General features: G+C 70.0%; 22 protein-coding genes. 16 read left to right on the top strand and 6 right to left on the bottom strand.

Features of this window, described 5'->3' with window-relative positions; translation table 11 throughout:
- Positions 1 to 11: 11 nt before the first annotated feature.
- Positions 12 to 575 (top strand): orotate phosphoribosyltransferase, encoded by a 564-nt coding sequence (gene pyrE / locus M8542_RS29955; protein ID WP_257923613.1) that lies wholly within the window; start codon positions 12 to 14, stop codon positions 573 to 575.
- A gap of 43 nt (positions 576 to 618) precedes the next feature.
- Here pyrE and M8542_RS29950 read toward each other — a convergent pair whose 3' ends face one another.
- Entirely contained in the window at positions 619 to 804 is a 186-nt protein-coding gene (locus M8542_RS29950; RefSeq protein WP_257923612.1) for a CsbD family protein, read from the bottom strand.
- 160 nt (positions 805 to 964) lie between these two features.
- Here M8542_RS29950 and M8542_RS29945 point away from each other — a divergent pair, with 160 nt between their 5' ends.
- From M8542_RS29945 to M8542_RS29920, 6 genes are all read left to right on the top strand, one after another.
- Positions 965 to 1519, top strand: a complete 555-nt coding sequence (locus M8542_RS29945) for an RNA polymerase sigma factor (protein WP_257923611.1) — start codon at positions 965 to 967, stop codon at positions 1517 to 1519.
- Positions 1510 to 2079, top strand: a complete 570-nt coding sequence (locus M8542_RS29940; protein WP_257923610.1) for an Asp23/Gls24 family envelope stress response protein — start codon at positions 1510 to 1512, stop codon at positions 2077 to 2079. Before M8542_RS29945 ends, M8542_RS29940 begins: the two co-directional genes overlap by 10 nt.
- On the top strand, positions 2076 to 2432 hold the full coding sequence (locus M8542_RS29935; protein ID WP_257923609.1) for an Asp23/Gls24 family envelope stress response protein: 357 nt from the start codon (positions 2076 to 2078) through the stop codon (positions 2430 to 2432). The genes M8542_RS29940 and M8542_RS29935 overlap by 4 nt, the downstream gene beginning before the upstream one ends.
- Positions 2429 to 2695: a hypothetical protein gene (locus tag M8542_RS29930; protein WP_257923608.1), complete on the top strand. Its 267-nt coding sequence runs from the start codon at positions 2429 to 2431 to the stop codon at positions 2693 to 2695. The genes M8542_RS29935 and M8542_RS29930 overlap by 4 nt, the downstream gene beginning before the upstream one ends.
- Positions 2696 to 2845: 150 nt before the next feature.
- The gene (locus M8542_RS29925) at positions 2846 to 3238 is read left to right on the top strand and encodes a DUF2784 domain-containing protein (protein WP_257923607.1); all 393 of its coding nucleotides are present in this window, start codon (positions 2846 to 2848) and stop codon (positions 3236 to 3238) included.
- Positions 3239 to 3253: 15 nt separating this feature from the next.
- Positions 3254 to 3910 (top strand): TrmH family RNA methyltransferase, encoded by a 657-nt coding sequence (locus M8542_RS29920; RefSeq protein ID WP_257923606.1) that lies wholly within the window; start codon positions 3254 to 3256, stop codon positions 3908 to 3910.
- Here M8542_RS29920 and M8542_RS29915 read toward each other — a convergent pair whose 3' ends face one another.
- On the bottom strand, positions 3911 to 6049 hold the full coding sequence (locus tag M8542_RS29915) for a molybdopterin oxidoreductase family protein (RefSeq protein WP_257923605.1): 2139 nt from the start codon (positions 6047 to 6049) through the stop codon (positions 3911 to 3913).
- 51 nt (positions 6050 to 6100) lie between these two features.
- On the opposite strand from M8542_RS29915, the gene M8542_RS29910 reads away from it, so the two are divergent.
- On the top strand, positions 6101 to 7096 hold the full coding sequence (locus M8542_RS29910) for a glycoside hydrolase family 76 protein (protein ID WP_257923604.1): 996 nt from the start codon (positions 6101 to 6103) through the stop codon (positions 7094 to 7096).
- 140 nt (positions 7097 to 7236) lie between these two features.
- Here the strand turns inward: M8542_RS29910 and M8542_RS29905 are convergent, their stop codons facing one another.
- The 3 genes from M8542_RS29905 to M8542_RS29895 form a co-directional block, all read right to left on the bottom strand.
- Positions 7237 to 7752 (bottom strand): GNAT family N-acetyltransferase, encoded by a 516-nt coding sequence (locus tag M8542_RS29905; protein WP_257923603.1) that lies wholly within the window; start codon positions 7750 to 7752, stop codon positions 7237 to 7239.
- 9 nt (positions 7753 to 7761) lie between these two features.
- Positions 7762 to 8628, bottom strand: a complete 867-nt coding sequence (locus tag M8542_RS29900) for a LacI family DNA-binding transcriptional regulator (RefSeq protein WP_257923602.1) — start codon at positions 8626 to 8628, stop codon at positions 7762 to 7764.
- Between the two features lie 69 nt (positions 8629 to 8697).
- Complete coding sequence (locus M8542_RS29895; protein ID WP_257923601.1) at positions 8698 to 9735, bottom strand: LacI family DNA-binding transcriptional regulator; 1038 nt, start codon at positions 9733 to 9735, stop codon at positions 8698 to 8700.
- Positions 9736 to 9854: 119 nt separating this feature from the next.
- On the opposite strand from M8542_RS29895, the gene M8542_RS29890 reads away from it, so the two are divergent.
- From M8542_RS29890 to M8542_RS29855, 8 genes are all read left to right on the top strand, one after another.
- Positions 9855 to 10871 carry a substrate-binding domain-containing protein gene (locus tag M8542_RS29890; protein ID WP_257923600.1) on the top strand — a complete coding sequence of 339 codons (1017 nt, stop codon included), beginning with the start codon at positions 9855 to 9857 and terminating at the stop codon, positions 10869 to 10871.
- 8 nt (positions 10872 to 10879) lie between these two features.
- Positions 10880 to 11857: an ABC transporter permease gene (locus tag M8542_RS29885; RefSeq protein WP_372508641.1), complete on the top strand. Its 978-nt coding sequence runs from the start codon at positions 10880 to 10882 to the stop codon at positions 11855 to 11857.
- The gene (locus M8542_RS29880; RefSeq protein ID WP_257923598.1) at positions 11854 to 12660 is read left to right on the top strand and encodes an ATP-binding cassette domain-containing protein; all 807 of its coding nucleotides are present in this window, start codon (positions 11854 to 11856) and stop codon (positions 12658 to 12660) included. The genes M8542_RS29885 and M8542_RS29880 overlap by 4 nt, the downstream gene beginning before the upstream one ends.
- Positions 12661 to 12662: 2 nt before the next feature.
- Positions 12663 to 13490, top strand: coding sequence for a PfkB family carbohydrate kinase (locus M8542_RS29875; RefSeq protein ID WP_257923717.1), 828 nt, complete (start codon positions 12663 to 12665; stop codon positions 13488 to 13490).
- The gene (locus M8542_RS29870; RefSeq protein WP_257923597.1) at positions 13487 to 14122 is read left to right on the top strand and encodes a nucleoside/nucleotide kinase family protein; all 636 of its coding nucleotides are present in this window, start codon (positions 13487 to 13489) and stop codon (positions 14120 to 14122) included. The genes M8542_RS29875 and M8542_RS29870 overlap by 4 nt, the downstream gene beginning before the upstream one ends.
- A gap of 123 nt (positions 14123 to 14245) precedes the next feature.
- Entirely contained in the window at positions 14246 to 15148 is a 903-nt protein-coding gene (locus M8542_RS29865) for a hypothetical protein (RefSeq protein WP_257923596.1), read from the top strand.
- Between the two features lie 267 nt (positions 15149 to 15415).
- Positions 15416 to 16162, top strand: coding sequence for an SDR family oxidoreductase (locus tag M8542_RS29860; protein ID WP_257923595.1), 747 nt, complete (start codon positions 15416 to 15418; stop codon positions 16160 to 16162).
- A gap of 175 nt (positions 16163 to 16337) precedes the next feature.
- A complete protein-coding gene (locus M8542_RS29855) occupies positions 16338 to 16751 on the top strand; it encodes a VOC family protein (protein WP_257923594.1) in 414 nt (137 codons plus the stop codon).
- 321 nt (positions 16752 to 17072) lie between these two features.
- Here M8542_RS29855 and M8542_RS29850 read toward each other — a convergent pair whose 3' ends face one another.
- Positions 17073 to 17741 carry a DedA family protein gene (locus M8542_RS29850; RefSeq protein ID WP_257923593.1) on the bottom strand — a complete coding sequence of 223 codons (669 nt, stop codon included), beginning with the start codon at positions 17739 to 17741 and terminating at the stop codon, positions 17073 to 17075.
- Positions 17742 to 17758 lie beyond the last annotated feature (17 nt).

Here is a 17758-nt window from a genome sequence, read left to right as displayed (position 1 = left end):
GACTCTCGGCCGTGGCGAACCCCGGGTTGGATCAAGCGGCGAAACTCGAACTGGCCAGGCTGGTCACCGATCTTTCCGTGGTGCACGGAAAAGTGACCCTGGCGTCCGGCAAGGAAGCCGACTACTACATCGACCTCCGGCGGGCGACGCTGCACCACACGGCCGCGCCGCTGATCGGCAAGCTCCTGCGCCAGCTGACGGCGGACTGGGACTACGTGGCGGCCGGCGGCCTGACGCTCGGCGCCGACCCGGTCGCGCTGTCGATGCTCCACTCCGCGGCGAACGATGGTGTGGTGCTGGACGCGTTCGTCGTCCGGAAGTCCGTCAAGGAACACGGCATGCAGCGGCGCATCGAGGGCATGGAGGTCCGGGGCCAGCGCGTGCTGGCGGTCGAGGACACCTCGACCACGGGCGGCAGTGTCCTCGAAGCCGTCGCGGCCCTGCGTGAAGCGGGCGCGAACGTGATCGGCGTGGTGACGGTGGTCGACCGCGACACCGGCGCGCGGGAGGCCATCGAGAAGGAAGGCCTCGAGTACCGGTACGTCCTCGGCAAGGACGACCTCGGCCTCGACTGACCCGGCGGGCCGGGGACCGCCACCCGCGGTCCCCGGCTCCGGCTCACTTCCCGAAGAGGTCCTTCGCGGCGTCCTTGACGTTTTCGACCGCGCCCTTCAGCCCGGCTTTCGCCTGGTCGGCCTGGCCTTCGGCCCGCAGTTCCTCGTTGCCGGTGGCGGACCCGGCCGCCTCCTTGGCCTTGCCGCCCAGCTCCTCGGCCTTGTTGCCGATCTTGTCACCCAACGACATCGGGCACCTCCTCCTGCGGTGGCGTCCCGGCGGGACGCCCTGGTGCCGTGAAGACCACCGGGACGCGGGATCGTCACGGACTCGCCCCGGTGACGCGGCTCACCCACAATCACTCCGTGACGTTTTCCGCCCGCCGGTGTCCTCCTGCCGAGGAGGTGCCGTGACGACCGCTGCCACACCGCTTGACGACGCGACCCTCGTCAGTCGTGCCCGGGACGGGGACGTCCGGGCGTACGAGCAGCTCGTGCTGCGCTACCAGGGCCCGATGTTCCGGCTCGCCGTGAAGATGCTCGCGCACCGCGGCGACGCCGAGGACGTCGTGCAGGAGGTCTTCCTCAACGCCTGGCGCAAGCTCGCGCAGCTCACCGACGACGCGGCGTTCGTCGGCTGGCTCTACCGGGCCACCACGAACCGCTGTCTCAACGCGATCCGCGCCCGGAAACCCCAGGCGGACGTCGACCTCGACACCGCCGAGTCGCCGCGGGTGGACCTCCAGCCGGAGCGGGCCGCGCAGGTGAGCGAGCAGCTCGCGGCGTTGAACGCGGCGCTGGCGCAGCTGACCCCGGAGCAGAGAGCGTGCTGGCTGCTGCGTGAAGTGCACGGCCGGTCCTACGACGAGATCGGCGAAGTCGTCGGCGCGAACGCGACCGCGGTCCGCGGCCGGATCGCGCGGGCCCGAGCCCAGCTGGCGGAGGTGATGAAGCCATGGCGATGACGGACTACGAGCTGCCCTGCGAACGTGACGTCGAGCAGGTGTGGGAGCGGCTCGACGCGGTCGGCGCCGGGCAGGCCGACGAGCACGAGCTGACCTGCCCCCACTGCCGGGCCGCGCGCGAGAGCCTGCTGGCGCTGCGCGAGGCGACCGCGGAACTGGTGGCCGAGGAGGACGTGCCGCCGGCCTTGTTCGGCCGGATCATGTCCGCGGTGCGGGCCGAGGTGCGGCGTGGCTCGATGGTGTCCCTGCCGACCCCGGAACCCGGGTTCGTCGAGATCAGCGAGCAGGCGGTGGCGGCCGTGCTGCGGTACGCGGCGGACACGGTCGACGGCGTCCGGGCGCGGCGTTGCCGGGTGCGGACGGGCGCCGACGGAGTCGTCGAAGTGGAACTCACCCTCGCGGTGAGTCTGCGGAACGTCACCGGCGGTGAAGCGTTGGCGTTGGTGCGGGAGCGGGTGACCGCGGCGGCCGCCGCCCGGGTGGGGCTGACGCTGGCGAAGCTCGACCTGCTGGTGGACGACATCTACGACGAAGACACGGCGGGGGAGCCAGGGGAATGAGCGTGGACTACGTCATCGCCGATCCGGTGATCGCCAGCGTGGCGGCCCGGGCGGCGATCGAGACGCCGGGCGTGGTGCGGCTCGAACCGGGGCTGCGTGGCCTGGTGACGGCGTGGACGCGTGCGGCCCGCCAGCGCTGGAAGGGCCTCGACCCGGCCCCGGCCGACGGCGTCCGGGTGCGCACGGCCGACGGCCGGCTGAGCGTCGAGGTCGACCTGGTGACGTCGGCGGCCGACCAGGCGGCGGCGGTGGGCCGGGCGGTGCAGCGCGCCGTCGGCCGGGCGGTCGCCGAGCAGACCGGCCTGGTCGTCACCGACGTTTCGGTGTCCATCCTGGACATCGAGGCCCGGTGACGGCCGAGGAAGCCGCCGAGAAGATCGTCGGCGCCCTGACCGCGTTGGACGGCCTCCGCCCGGCGACCTGGTTGTCGGCGGCCGCGGCGGTCGACCTGTCACCGGAGCTGGTGCAGGTCCGGCTGATCGCGACCCGGCTGCCGCTCCCGCCGCTGCTGGAGCGGGCGGCCGAGCTGGTGCGGCCGGTGCTGGCGGGGACGGTGTGGGAGCGGTGCCCGCTCCGGCTGGTCGTCACCGACCTCGACGGCGCGGCGTTCGCCTGAGCTTCCACCGCGCGTGACGCTTCCGTCACCGCCGGGGTGAATGGGTTGCTCCGCTGGGTTAAACATCACACAGCCGGGCACTCGGAAGGGCGGCCGAACCCGATCAGCGGAGTAAAGTCGCTGGTAGGGGGACGGTGAAGGGGGAGTGCGATGGCGAAGTTCCTGGCCGAAGTGACCGTCGCAGTACACATTCTGGCCCTGCTCCTCATCGGGTTCGGCGGGTTCCTCGCGTGGCGCTGGCCGAAGCTGATCTTCGTCCACATGCTGGGTGTCGCCTGGGGTGTGCTCGTCAACGTCGCGCCCGTGCCGTGCCCGTTCACCGCGCTGGAGAACTACTTCCGCCACCAGCAGGGCCTCGGCGACCTGCCCGGCGGGTTCAACGCCTACTACCTGTACGACACGGTGTTCCCGCGGGCGTGGCTGCCGGTGATCGGCGTCGTCGCGATCGCGGTGGTCGTCTACTCCTACGTCGGCGTGTACCACCGCTGGCGCCACCGCGACCACAGCGAAGACGCCCGGACGCACCGGGTCCGCCTCGGCTAGGCGACAATCGTCCGGGTGAGCGCATCGCACGACGTCGGACCCACCGAGTGGGTGAGCCGCGAAGAGGTCGGCGTCGGCCCTTGGCCGGGTGAGTGGCCGGCCGACGAACGGTACGACCCGGACCTCCTGCGCGAAGGGGACCGCCGCAACGTCGTGGACGCGTACCGCTACTGGCGGCGCGAGGCGATCGTGTCCGATGTGGACTCCCGGCGGCACCCGTTCCACGTCGCGATCGAGAACTTCCAGCACGACCACAACATCGGCACGGTGGTCCGCACGGCGAACGCGTTCGCGGCGGCGGAAGTGCACATCGTCGGCCGCCGCCGCTGGAACCGCCGCGGCGCCATGGTGACCGATCGCTACCAGCACCTCCGCCACCACGACGACGTGTCCGGGTTGGTCGCGTTCGCGGCTTCGCAGAACCTGGCGGTGGTCGCGGTGGACAACACGCCGGGGTCCGAGCCGGTCGAGACGGCGTCGCTGCCGCGTTCGTGCGTGCTGGTGTTCGGCCAGGAAGGGCCGGGGTTGTCGGCGGGCACGCGGGACGCGGCGGCGCTGACGGTGTCGATCGCCCAGTTCGGGACGACCCGGTCGATCAACGCGGGCGTCGCGGCGGGGATCGTCATGCACGCCTGGATCCGGCAGCACGCCGACCTGTCGACGGCCTGGTAGCTACACCGGGGCGACCTCGACCGGGATCCCGTTCAGCACCGTGGTCCCGGACGGCACGTCGAGCAGGGTCTCGTCGGCGACCAGGTTCGAGTTCACCCCCGGGTTCGCCCGCGCCACCCGCGTCCGCGAACCGTCGGCGTCGTGGCCCCAGCCGTGCGGGATGCTGACCACACCCGGGCGGACCTCGTCCGTCACCTCCACCGGGACCTCCAGCTTGCCCGCGCGGGACGTCACCGACGCCAGCGCGCCGTCGGTCAGGCCCAGGCGCGTCGCGTCGGCCGGGTGGATCAGGACCGTGCAGCGGTTTCCGCCGCGGACCAGCGGTTTCAGGTTGTGCATCCACGAGTTGTTCGAGCTGAGGTGCCGGCGGCCGATCAGCACCAGGCCGTCGTCCTCGGGCTTGGCGAGCTCTTCGCGCAGGCGCGGGACATCGGCGACGATCGTCGCCGGCGCCAGCTCGATCCGGCCGGACGCCGTGCACAGCACCTCGGGGATCCGCGGCTTCAGCGGCCCGAAGTCCATCCCGTGCGGCGCGGCTTCGAGGTCGGCCAGCGTGACGTCGTACGGGCCGGCCCGCAGCATCAGGTCGACCAGCCGCGCCGGGCCGGTGCGGTCGCGGGTGACCTCGAGCTTGGCGCGGCGCGCGACGTCGGCGGCGACGAAGTCGTCGAGTGCTTCGACGTCCGCCTCGGGGCCCTGACCGGTGACGATGCCGGTGAGCCGCAGCATGGTCTCCCACTCCTGCGGCAGCTTCGACGGCAGTGTCGCGGGTGTCCAGTTGGCCACGTTGCGGACCGACAGCTGGTAGAAGGCCAGGTCGAAGTGCGGGCGCTCGAGCGGCGACGGGCCGGGCAGGATGACGTCCGCCTGGCGCGACGTCTCGTTGAGGTAGACGTCGACGGAGATCATGAAGTCGAGGCCCTTCAGGGCTTCGCTCAGCCGGCCCGCGTTCGGCGTGCTCAGGCACGGGTTGCCGCTGACGGTGATCAGCGCGCGGACCTGGCCGTCGCCCGGGGTTTCGATCTCGTCGGCGAGCGTCGCGACCGGCAGTTCGCCCACGACCTCCGGCAGCCCGCGCACCCGGCTGTGCCAGCGTCCGACGGCGAAGGGCCGCCGGTTGCCGGTCGGCTGGCACGCGGCCAGCGGGAACATCGCGCCGCCCGGCTCGTCGAGGTTGCCGGTCAGCACGTTGAGGACGTCGACGAGCCAGCTCGCGACCGTGCCGAACGTCTGGGTGGTGGTGCCGATCCGGCCGTAGACGACGGCGTTGTCCGCTTCGGCCAGCTCTCGCGCGAGCCGGCGGATCTCGTCGGCGTCGATTCCGGTGCGCTGGGCGACGGCTTCGGGCGTGAACGGCCTGGCCAGCTCGCGGACGTCGTCGAGGCCGTTGAGGTGTGCTTCGAGCTTTCGCGGTCGGGCCCGGTTCTCCGCGAACAGGACGTTGACCAGGGCGAACAGCAGCAGCGCGTCCGTGCCGGGCCGGATGGCGTGGTGTTCGTCGGCGAACTGCGCGGTGCGCGTGCGCCGCGGGTCGACGACGACGATCTTGCCGCCGCGCTCGCGGATCCCGCGCAGCCGGCCGCGGATGTCCGGCGCGGTCATCAGGCTGCCGTTCGAGACGAGCGGGTTGGCGCCGAGGATAAGCAGGTGCCGCGTGCGGTCGAGGTCGGGCACGGGGATGGCGAGCGGGTCGCCGAACATGGTCCCGGACGAGTAGTGCTTCGGCAGCTGGTCGACCGACGTCGCGCTGTAGAAGTTCTTGGTGCCCAAGGCTTTGTAGAGGACGCGGCCGTAGAGCGTGAGCGCGATGTTGTGCACACCGGGGTTACCCGCGTAGACGGCGACGGCGTCCCGGCCGTGCTCCTCGAGGATCGGCGGGAGGCGGCGGTCGATTTCGTCGTAGGCTTCCTGCCAGCTGACCTCGACGAACTCGCCGTCGCGCTTGAGCAGCGGCGCGGTCAGCCGGTCGGGATCGTGGTGCAGCGCGCCGAGCGACGCGCCCTTGGGGCAGATGTAGCCCCGGGAGAAGACGTCGTTGTCGTCGCCCTTGACCCGTGTGACCTGCTGGTTCGCGTCCAGCGTCACTTCCAGGCCGCAGGTGGCTTCACACAGCGGGCAGGTCACGTGGGCCGTCGTCATGGCACCCGAACATACCGAGCGGTATGTCGATGGGCAAGGCACGATTGCGTCATGGACGTCTCGGCCGCGGAACACGCGGTGACCTCGCGCCACCTGCGACGGGTGTGGGCCCTCCCCGGCACGGTCCTCGGCCGCAGCGGCTGGCCGCCGTCGGTGGGCCAGCGGCTGCACTGGCACTGGAACTACTGGTGGCAGGCCCACCTGCTGGACACGCTGGTGGACGCGCAGCTGCGTGCGCCTTCAGCGTCCCGGCTGGCGTTGATCCGTTCGTTCGTGCGTTCGGTGCGGCTGCGCAACTTCGGCCGCTGGACGAACGATTATTACGACGACATCGCGTGGCTGGGCCTTGCACTGCAACGGGTTTCGTCGTTGGGCATCGACGTCGGTCCCGCTTTGGCGGCGATCGACACTCAGCTCCTGTCGGGCTGGACGTCCGCGGCGGGCGGCGGAATCTGGTGGCGCCGCGGCGACGAGTTCAAGAACGCTCCCGCGAACGGCCCGGCGGCGATTTTTCACGCGCGGTCGGGGAACCTCGCCCGCGCTGGGGAGATGACTTCGTGGATGACGTCCACTTTGGTCGATCCCGCGTCCGGACTTGTCTGGGATGGTATTCGGACGGATACCGGGGAGATCGTCAAGCACATTTATACGTACTGCCAGGGTGTTTATCTCGGGGCCTGTCTGGAACTGTCCTCAATGGACGCTGCGGCGCGGACGGTGCGGGCGGTTGCTTCACATTGCGCGCCGGGAGGGGTGATCGTCGGCCAGAGCGGCGGAGACGGCGGCCTGTTCGCGGCGATCCTGGCACGGTACCTGGCGTTGGCGGCGCGGGTGTTGCCCGGCCCGGAAGCGTCCACGGCCCGCGAGCTGGTGCTGAAGTCGGCAGAGGCATGCTGGTCCGGCGCGGCACCCGGGCCGGTGTTCAGCGCGTTTTGGGACCGGCCGGCGCCTTGGCCGTTGCCGGTGGATGCCCCGGAGCGGGACATGTCGGTCCAGGTGGGCGGCTGGATGCTGCTGGAAGCCGCGGCGACGTTGAGGAATGAATAACGGACTGTTCCGCGTGTAGGCGTTCGCGGAAGTTGGTGTTGCCAGTGCTGGTGCTGGTGCTGATCAACGAGGTGACGCTCAACAAGGTGTACGCCAATTTCGGTCTGCGTAGGCACCTCGGTCGCCGGCGGGCCGAATCGTCACCAGACTTCGCCGGCCCGCCAGTCGGCGACTAACTCGCCGTCCAGATCGAGCGGCTCCCGCCCCGGGAACACGTAAATGCCGCCGTCCTCGTCCGCTGTCCGCCGAACGCCACCCGGTGTCAGCGCGAAAGTCGGCCCGCGCCACACCTGCCACCCCCGGCTCGCGTACATCGGCGCGCCGTCGGACGACGCGCTCAACGCGCCCACGTCGTACCCGCGCAGCAACTCCTCCAGCGAGCCCATCAGCGCTCCCGCGATGCCGCGCCGTCGATACGCCGGGTGGACCGCGACGCCTTCCACGTACCCCGTGTTCAGCACGCGGCCGTCGTGGAGAAGACGGCGTTGGACGAGTGCCGCGTGGCCGACCAGGTGCGGACCGTCGAAGGTCAGGGCGTGCATGCCGCCCAGGGTGTTGTGCCAGCCGGGCAGGTCGAAGTCGTCGAAGACCGACTCCAGCAGGGTGCGGGTCGAGGTCAGCAGGTCAGGCGGAAGTTGCCCGGTGTGGAGGAGCACCCCACCAGTTCAGCACCCGCAGGACGCGCCGTGCAGGAACCGCGGCGCCAGCGACACCGACTCCGCCGGCCGGTCCGGGTCCGAGATCCGGGACAGCAGCAACTGCACCGCCCGGTGCCCCATGTCCGCCACCGGCTGGGCCACCGTCGTCACCGCCGGGCTCACGCGGCGCGCCCAATCCATGTCGCCGTACCCGACCACCGCCAGCTCGGACCCGATGCGGATGCCGCGGCGGTGGGCCTCGTACTGGACGCCCACCAGCATCGACTCGTCCGCCACCACCAGGGCCGTCGGGGAGGGCCAGCCGTCCAGGAGCTTGGCCGCCGCGCGGGCCGCTCCGCCCGGGTTCGACAGGCCCGACTCCATCAGCTCGCGGTTGAAACGCAGCCCCGCCTGCTCCAAGCCCAGCCGGTAGCCGCGGACGCGCTCGCGGCTCGTCTCCAGGCCCTCGTCGCCCGAAATCAAGCCGATCTTGCGGTGGCGGCGCTCCGTCAGGTGGCGGACCAGCGACGCCACCGCGTGCACGTTCTCCGTGCCCACCTGGTCGACGTCGTTGCGGGCCGCGACGCGGTCGACCAGCACCGTCGGGACACCCATCCGGACCAGGCCGTTGATCACCGCTTCGTCACCCGGCGACGGGACCAGCAGCACGCCGTCCACCATGTCGGCCCGCAGCGCACGCACCAGCGCCGCCTCTTCACTGACCGTGTCTCCCGTGTCGGCCAGCGTGACGTCGCACCCCGCCTGCGCCGCGGCCGCCCTGATCGAGCGCAGCAGCTCACCCGAATAAGGGTTCGCGTGCGTACCCATCGCGACGCCGATCCGGTAGGTGACCGGGGGGTCCCACAACCGGAGCTCCGGCGAAAGTGCGGTCATAAGCCCTCGCAGACGCTCAGCCGAAAGGTAGCCGCTGAACCTCCACGCCGTGCCGGGAAAACTCCAGAATCACTGATGTGAGTGAACCGAAGGGCAGCCGCACGACTCGCGGTGACGCAGAGTGGGTGCCAGCCGTACGGTTTCGGCCTTCCTGCCCGGATCGTTGATCCGCGCCAGCAGCAGCCGCACCGCCTGCCGGCCGATCTCCTCGATCGGCTGAGCCATCGTCGTCAGCGGGGGATCCACGAGATCCGCCCACTCGACGTCGTCGTAGACCACCACCGGCAGGTCGCGGCCGATCTTCAACCCGCGCCGCCGCGCCTCGTGCAGCACCCCGACCATCATGCTGTCGTTGCCGACCACCAGCGCCGTCGGCGGCTCGGGCAGCGCCAGCAGCTGGCTCAACGCCAGCGCGCCACCCTCGTGCGACGAGTTCCCGCAGGCCACGAGCTCGGCCGACCAGGTCAGCCCGGACCGGCCGAGCCCCAGCCGGTAGCCCAGCACCCGCTCCTCGCTCGTCGACAACCCGGGCGCGCCGCTGATCATCCCGACCCGCCGGTGCCCGAGCGTCGCCAGGTGCGCGGTCAGCGCCGACGTCGCCTGGATGTTCTCCGTGCCCACCTGGTCGACGTCGCCGCGGGTGGTCAGCCGGTCGATCAGCACCGTCGGCACGTCCAGGGACACGAGCTCGCCGATCACCGGGCCGTCGCCGGGCGCCGGGGTGATCAGGAGGCCGTCGACGCGCCGCGAGCGCAGCGCTCGCACCGTGTCACGCTCCGTGTCCGCGGTGTCGTGCGTGTCGGCCAGCAGGACGGTGTACCCGTGCGCCGACGCCTCCCGCTCGATCGCCTGCATCAGCGTCGCGAAGTACGGGTTCGCGACCAGCGAGATCGCCATCCCGATCGAGCGGGTCCCGCCGGTCACCAGCGAGCGCGCGATCGCGTCGCCGGTGTAGCCGGTCGTTTCGATCGCCCGCAGCACGGCCGCCTTGGTGTCCTCGGCGACGGCGCGCGTCCCGTTCACGACGTGGGAAACCGTCGTGATCGAGACGCCGGCGAGCTCGGCGATGTCCCGCTGGGTCGGCCGCGATGATCTCGGCTGGGGCATGCCAATCCTTTCCGGCAAGCGTTTGCGCAAACGCTTGCGTCAACAGTGCAGTCTGTCTACCTTCCGGTCCATCGGCAAGCTTCGACACGACTGAGTCATTGAACAAAGGGTGGGCACCCATGAGACAGCGAAGTCTCACCGCCGTCGTGCTGGCCGCCGTCCTCGCCGCGACGACCGGCTGCACGGTCGAACGCCACTGGGGCGGCAACACCAACACCGGCGGGAGCGGCAAGGCCAAGGTCGGCCTGGTCACCAAGACCGACACGAACCCCTACTTCGTCGCGTTGCGCGACTCCGCGAGAGCGACCGCGCAGGCCAACGGCGCCGACTTCAGCGCGCTCGCCGGCCAGTTCGACGGTGACAACGACGGCCAGGTCCGCGCCATCGAGAACCTGGTCCAGCAGGGCGCGAACACCATCCTCATCACGCCCAGCTCGTCGACCGGTGTGCTCAAGGCGATCAAGGACGCGCGTGACGCCGGCATCCTGGTCATCGCCCTCGACACCGCCACCGAACCGCCGGACGCCGTCGACGCGACCTTCGCCACCGACAACTTCGCGGCCGGCCAGCAGCAGGGCACCTACGTGAAAGCCGCGCTCAAGGGCGTCCCGCCCAAGCTCCTGATGGTCGACGGGACCGCCGGCAGCTCGGTCGACACCCAGCGCCACGGCGGCTTCCTCAAGGGCATCGGGCTCACCGACGGCTCGCCGGAGATCAAGGGCCACACCGCGGCCAACGGCGACCAGAGCCTCGCCCAGCAGGGCATGGAGAACCTGCTGCAGCGCAGCACCGACATCAACGCCGTCTACTCGATGAACGAGCCGATGGGCCGCGGCGCGTACGCGGCGCTGAACGCCCGCGGGCTCACCGGCCAGATCGTGATGGGCTCGATCGACGGCGGCTGCGAAGGCGTCCAGAACGTCAAGAACGGCCAGTTCGCCGCCACCGTCATGCAGTTCCCGAAGAAGATGGCGGAGCAGGGCGTGCTCGCCGCCGTCGAGTACGCGAAGACCGGCAAGAAGCCGTCCGGCTTCGTGAACACCGGGTCCGCCGTGATCACCGACAAGCCGCTGCCGGGGATCGAAAGCCACGATTCCGCGTGGGGCCTGCAGAACTGCTGGGGAGGCGCGAAGTGACAACTGCGGTGGCAACCAAGGAACGCGAATCCCTCGGCGACTTCCTCCTCCGCGCGCCGGCGGTCGGCCCGGCGCTCGCGCTGGTCGTCGCGATCGTGGTGTTCTCGCTCGCGACGGACACGTTCTTCGACCTCGACAACCTGTCCACAGTGGTCCAGCAGTCGCTGGTCGTCGGAACACTCGCGTTGGGACAGACGCTCGTCATCCTCATCGCGGGCATCGACCTGTCCAACGCGTCGTCGATGGTCGTCGCGACGCTGATCATGGCGAAGCTCGCCGCGGCGGGGACGAACGGCTTCGTCGCGCTGCTCGCCGGCGTGGTGCTGACGATCATCGTCGGCATCTTCATCGGCGGGCTCGCCACCCGGATCAAGCTGCCGGCGTTCATCATCACGCTCGGCACGTTCACCATGCTGACCGCGGTGTCGAAGCTGATCGCGGGCGGCCAGGCCGTGCCGGTGACCGACGGGCTGCTGCAGTGGCTCGGCACCAAGCGCTACCTCTTCGGCGGCATCCCGATCACCTACGGCATGACGCTGGCGCTGCTGATGTACCTCGGCGTCTGGTACGCGCTGACGAAAACCGCGTGGGGCAAGCACGTCTACGCGGTCGGCAACGCACCGGAGTCCGCGCGGCTGTCCGGCATCAAGGTCAACCGCACGGTCCTGTCGGTGTACATCGTGGCCGGGCTGACCTTCGGCATCGCGGCCTGGCAGGCACTCGGCCGGACGCCGAACGCCGACCCGAACCAGTTCCAGCTCGGCAACCTCGACTCGATCACCGCCGTCGTCCTCGGCGGGACGAGCCTCTTCGGCGGCCGCGGTTCGGTGCTCGGGACGCTGATGGGCGCGCTGGTCGTGGCGGTGCTGCGGTCGGGCCTCACGCAGATGAACGTCGACGGCAACTACCAGGACCTCGCCACCGGCGCCCTGCTGATCGCCGCCGTCGTGGTGGACCGGATCGCGAGGAGGCAGCAGCAGTCATGACCGAACCGATCCTCCAGGCCCGCGGGCTGGTGAAACGCTACGGCCGGGTGACCGCCATCGACGGCGCCGACTTCGACCTGCTGCCCGGCGAAGTGCTCGCCGTGGTCGGCGACAACGGCGCCGGGAAGTCGTCCCTCATCAAAGCCCTTTCGGGCGCGGTGATCCCCGACGAAGGGGAGATCAAAGTGGACGGCAAGACCGTCCACTTGCGATCCCCTTTGGACGCTCGCCACTACGGCATCGAGACGGTGTACCAGGACCTCGCCGTCGCACCCGCGCTCGACATCGCGTCGAACATGTTCCTGGGCCGGGAAAAGCGGCTCAAGGGCCCGTTCGGGCTGTTCCGCAAGCTCGACACCGCGACCATGCGGTCGGAGGCGCAGCGGATCCTCGACGAGCTGGGCATCAACATCAAGTCGATCACCCAGCCCGTCGAAACGCTCTCCGGCGGGCAGCGCCAAGGTGTCGCCGTCGCGCGGGCCGCGGCGTTCGGCACCAAGGCCGTGATCATGGACGAGCCCACCGCCGCGCTCGGCGTCGCCGAGTCCGGCAAGGTGCTCGACCTCATCGGCCGGATCCGCGACCGCGGCCTGCCGGTGGTGCTGATCAGCCACAACATGCCGCACGTGTTCGACATCGCCGACCGCATCCACGTGCACCGCCTCGGCAAGCGCGTCGCGGTCGTGTCTCCGAAGACGCACTCGATGAACCAGGTCGTCGGCCTGCTCACGGGTGCGTTGCGGCTCAACGAGAACGGCGAAGTCGAAGAAGCCGGCGCGACCCACGTGGCCGGCTTGAAGTGAAGGTGCTGCTGGCGGGACTGTGCACTGTGGACGTCGTCCAGCGGGTCGACGAGCTGCCGGCGCCGGGCGAGAAGGTCCAGTCGCTGCGGGTGGACGTCGCGGCCGGGGGGCCCGCGACGAACGCCGCGGTGACGGCGGCCGCGCTCGGCGCCGAAGCGACCCTGCTGACCGTCCTCGGCGCACACCCGCTGGCGGCCCTCGCCCGAGCCGACCTCGAAGCCCACGGCGTCCATTTGATCGACCTCGCCCCCGACCTGCCCGACCCGCCCCCGGTCAGCGCGGTGGCGGTCCGCGACCGAGACGGCGAACGCACCGTCGTCGCCCGCAACGCCCAGGACCGCACTTTCATAGGGAAAGTGCCGCTTTTGGCAGCCGATGTCGTTTTGCTTGATGGGCACTATCCGGAGCTTGCGCTGGCTGTCGCGAGGGGGACCGAGGCGCCGGTGGTGCTCGACGCCGGGAGCTGGAAGCCCGTGTTCGACGAGTTGCTGCCGCTGGTCGATATCGCTGCCTGCTCCGCGCACTTCCACGCGCCGGAGCCGGGCCTGCACGAGCGCGGCGTGCCCACCGTCATCACCACCGACGGGCCCGGCCCGGTGCGGTGGTCCACAGCGGACGGCAGCTCGGGTGAGGTGCCTGTCGCGAGCGTCGAAGCGCGAGACACACTAGGTGCGGGCGACGTCTGGCACGGCGCGCTCGCCGTGGCCGTGACGCGCGAACCGACGGTGACGGACCGGATTCGCTTCGCCAACGAGGTGGCCGCCGAACGGGTGCGGCAGGTGGGACCGCGGTCGTGGACGACCGCGATCGCAGGAAGGAACAGGACATGACGGCGTTCGACGACCTGCTGGCCCGGGCCGAGGGCCTGACCGTGCGCGGGCAGCGCAACGTGCTGGGCATCATCGGCGCACCGGCGTCCGGCAAGACCACGCTGGCCTGGGCGATCGCCAACGCGCTGGGCTCGCGCGCGGCCGTGGTCGGGATGGACGGCTTCCACCTCGCGCAGGTCGAGCTGCGCCGGCTGGAGCGCACCGAGCGCAAGGGCGCGCCGGACACGTTCGACGCGGCCGGGTACTACCACCTGATCCGCCGGCTCGCCGAAGGCCGCGAGACGGTCTACGCGCCGGAGTTCCGCCGCGAGATCGAGGAGCCGATCGCCGGCGCGGTGGCGGTGCCGCCGGAGGTCCAGCTGGTGATCACCGAGGGCAACTACCTGCTGCTGCCGGACGACCCGTGGAGCGGCATCCGCCCGCTGCTCACCGAGGCCTGGTTCCTCGCGCCGGACGAGCCCGAGCGCATCGAACGCCTGGTGTCGCGCCACCGCCGCTACGGCCGGTCACTGGTCGAGGCGCGGCAGCGCGCGCTCGGCTCCGACCAGCGCAACGCCGACCTGATCTCGCAGACGCGGGACCGCGCGGACCTGGTGCTGGAGAACCTGCCGCTGGTCAACTTCGCGCTGTGAGCGTCCTGATCGTCATCCGGTGATCTATTGACCGAATAACCTGTGGATCTCGAATAGTTCACCGTCGGAGGCCACCCATTTACGGATAGTCAACTGTGTGCTTACCCTCGGAGCACAGTAGGGATGTCGAAGCTGCTCGAGGGAAGGCTCCGGCTGATGCTGAAAGGTCTGATCCAGTGGTTTGACGAGCAACTGTTGGCCAAGGGGACGGCGGCGACGGTCCGGTCGATCTTCGCGATCATGGGTTTCTCGATCGCGTTGGCCGCCATTCCCGGCGTCCCCATGATCAAGGCCGGAGTGCTCGCGCTGGCCGTCGTGCTGGCGCTGATCTTCGCCTTGGTGTTGCTCCGCGATCGGATCGCCCTCAAGCAAGAGGCTCAAACCTACCGGCAGCTACTGGCGCGTTACTGCAAGTTCATTGCGGGGCACCCCAAAATTCCCTACCGGGTCGCAAGCTGGGAAGAACTGGCAGTCGTCGCCGAGAACGGCGACACCGACGGTGAGGTGGTCGTCGAGCTGGTGACCGTGCGGAAGGCCATCTACTTCCTGCAGTTCAAGTTCCGCGCGGGCTGGCAGCAACCGCCGAAATACTGGAAGAAGGCCAAGGTCGACCTCCACCTTCTGCAGGACAACGGCGACCGGGTGCCGGACTCGGAAGTCACCAAGACCTGGGACTCCGACGGCAGGCTTGACGTCATCTACCACCTGCATCGACCTGTTCCGTCGGGAACGAAGCTGAGACTGCAGATCTCCTGGCGCTGGCCCGGGAAGTCGCTGCCGCTCATGTCACGAAAGACCGATTCGTTCTTCTTCAACTTCACCAAGGCTTTGCCGGTCGACTACGCGTCCTACGTCGTCGTTCTGCCAAAGGGTTTCGACGCGCACTACTCGCCCATCGGGTTCGATGCGTCGGACCCGCGGTTCTCGTTGATCGCCCGTACGGACAAGGGGCGAAAGGAGTTCGTCTTCGAAGGGGTTGACGTGCCGCTCAACAAACAAGTCGGGATGTTGCTGCAGCTCAAGTAGGAGCGGGCACTGGTTGCGGCCAGTGCCCGTCCGCGGCAAGGTCACGCTGACCTAGTTGCCGCTCTCCCCGCCGAGCTTAGTCATGGTGCACGTTCTCCGATTTTGATCGAACTTCTCCAGCATGTGCTGGCGGTGATCCGGGTCACCGTGGGCAAGATCGCACGAGGTTACACCTGCCTTGATCATGTCGATCGCAGGCTCCCCCTGGCGAGTCGCTGATCGACACGATGGCGTTAACGGTCGGTGGCAGGCTGGTTGAATTGAGCCATGAACGGTGTCCTGATCGTCACCGGTGGCAGCCGGGGCATCGGCGCCGCCATCTGCGAGCTGGCCGCGTCGCGTGGCTACGACGTCGTCGTGAACTACTCCGGTGATCCCGTGCCCGCGGAAGACGTTGCCGCCCGGGTCCGGGAGCACGGGCGGCAGGCGGTGTCGGTGCGTGCGGACGTCTCGGTCGAAGAGGACGTCCGCGCGCTGTTCGACGCGGCCGCCGAGCTGGGGCCGGTGACCGCGCTGGTCAACAACGCGGCCGTCACCGGCAACACGCCCGGGCGGCTCGACGCCTACGACGTCGAGGTCGTCCGGCGCACGCTCGACGTGAACGTGACCGGGGTGTTCCTGTGCTGCCGCGAGGCGGTGCTCCGCATGTCGACGCGCTACGGCGGCGCGGGCGGCGCGATCGTGAACGTCTCCTCGACGGCCGCGCGCACCGGGTCCGCCGGCGAGTGGGTGCACTACGCCGCGTCGAAGGCCGCCGTCGACACGCTGACCTTCGGGCTCGCGCAGGAGGTCGGTGGCGAGGGCGTGCGGGTCAACGCGGTGCGGCCGGGCATGATCCGGACCGGCCTGCACGACGCCGCCGGCCTGCCGGACCGGCTCGACCGGCTCGCGCCGTCGATCCCGATGGGCCGGCCCGGTGAGCCGGCGGAGATCGCCGAGGCGGTGCTGTTCCTGCTGTCACCGGCGTCGTCGTTCACGACGGGCGCGGTGCTGGAAGCCGGTGGCGGCCGGTGACCGATCGGATACTCTCCGATATTCGTGAATGACCTTCGGTCACCGGTGTCCGCCTGCTGAGACGCGCGGAGACGGCGAGATCACGATTGACCGGGGAATTGGTCACCCTGGTTTCGGCAGGCGAACGCTGTGCAACTCTGGGGAGCCGCCACGCGAAAGGACGGCTTCGAAAGCCATGGCGAAACTCATGTCCGTGCACCACCTGGCGCTCACCGTGACCGATGTGGACCGCAGCGTGCCCTGGTACGTCCGCGTCCTCGACCTCGAGGAGGTCACCCGGCGCGAAGAGCCGGACACGGGTCTGCGCAAGGTCGTGCTCCGGTCCGCCGGGGACGAGTTCTCCGTGGTGCTGGTCCAGCACGCGGACACCGGCAGACGCGGCTTCGACGAGCGCAGAACCGGCCTCGACCACGTCGCGTTCCGAGTCCAGACGACGGCCGAGCTGGCCGACTGGGAGAGCCGGCTCGCGGAGTTCGGCGTCTCGTACCTGCCGGCGGCGCCGTCGAGGACCTTCGAGGGCTCGCACGTCCTGGTGTTCCGCGACCCGGACGGCATCCAGCTGGAGATCTGGGCCGACCCGCAGGTCTGAGGCTCAGGCGCGCGCGTCGTCCGTCTCGGCTCGACTTCGGCCCGGGCGCCGCTCGCTGAGGTGCTGCAAGTCGGCCGCTCTTCGAGCCTTGCCGTTCCGCCCGATGCGGGCTTCCCGCCTGGTTATGTCGTGAAACGACTCGCTCAGGACGTGTTGTGGCCGGATGGATCTTTCAAACATTCGGCCGAGCCGCGTCATCGCGAGCGACTTCGGCCTGGGCACCACTCGATGCGGGCTTCCCGCCCCGGTGAAGCCGTGAACCACTTGTTCAGGGCGAAAGGTCAGACAAAGCATCCGGGCCGGACACCCACCACGCGCCACTCAGGCGCGCGCGTCGTCCGTCTCGTCGACCGGGCGGCGCATCTCCTGCCGGTACCGCAGCACCCCGTACCCGGTGCCGAAGACGAAGAACGCGATGCTCACCCACAACGCCGCCGTCTTCAGCCACGGCAGCGCGTCCAGCAGTCCCGCGCCGTAGTACCCGAGCAGCACCAGCGTCGGCACCCACAGCAGGCCGCCCAAGGCCGTCGCCGCCATGAAGCGGCGGGGGTCCATCCGGGCCGCGCCCGCGATCAGCGGGGCCAGCGTGCGGATCCACGGGATCCACCGGGCCGCCACGATCGCGAAGAAACCCCTGCGGTCCAAGAACCGCTGCGCGCGGTCCAGGTTGTGCCGGTTCAGCACCTTGCCGTCGCGGCGGGCGATCAGCTTCGTGCCACTGCCGCGGCCGATGTAGTAACCGATCTGGTTGCCGAGCACCGCCACGATCAACGCGGCGCCCGACAGCAACCACGCGTTGGCGTCCGAACCGTGCTGGGCCAGCACCACGCCGGCGCCGAACAGCAGCGAGTCACCGGGCAGGAACAGCCCGACGATCAGTGCGCACTCCACCAGCACGAAGCTCAGCACGATCACCCAGACGAGCAGGGGCCCCGCGGTGTCCAGCCAGCTCACGCCGACGCCCGCGGCCTCGATGCTCACGACGTTCACACCCGGAGCCTACGTGG

It is taken from the genome of Amycolatopsis iheyensis (assembly GCF_024703995.1).
GTDB lineage: Bacteria > Actinomycetota > Actinomycetes > Mycobacteriales > Pseudonocardiaceae > Amycolatopsis > Amycolatopsis iheyensis.
Note: the sequence above shows the minus strand (reverse complement) of the source record. Positions and strands in the feature narration are given on the sequence as shown.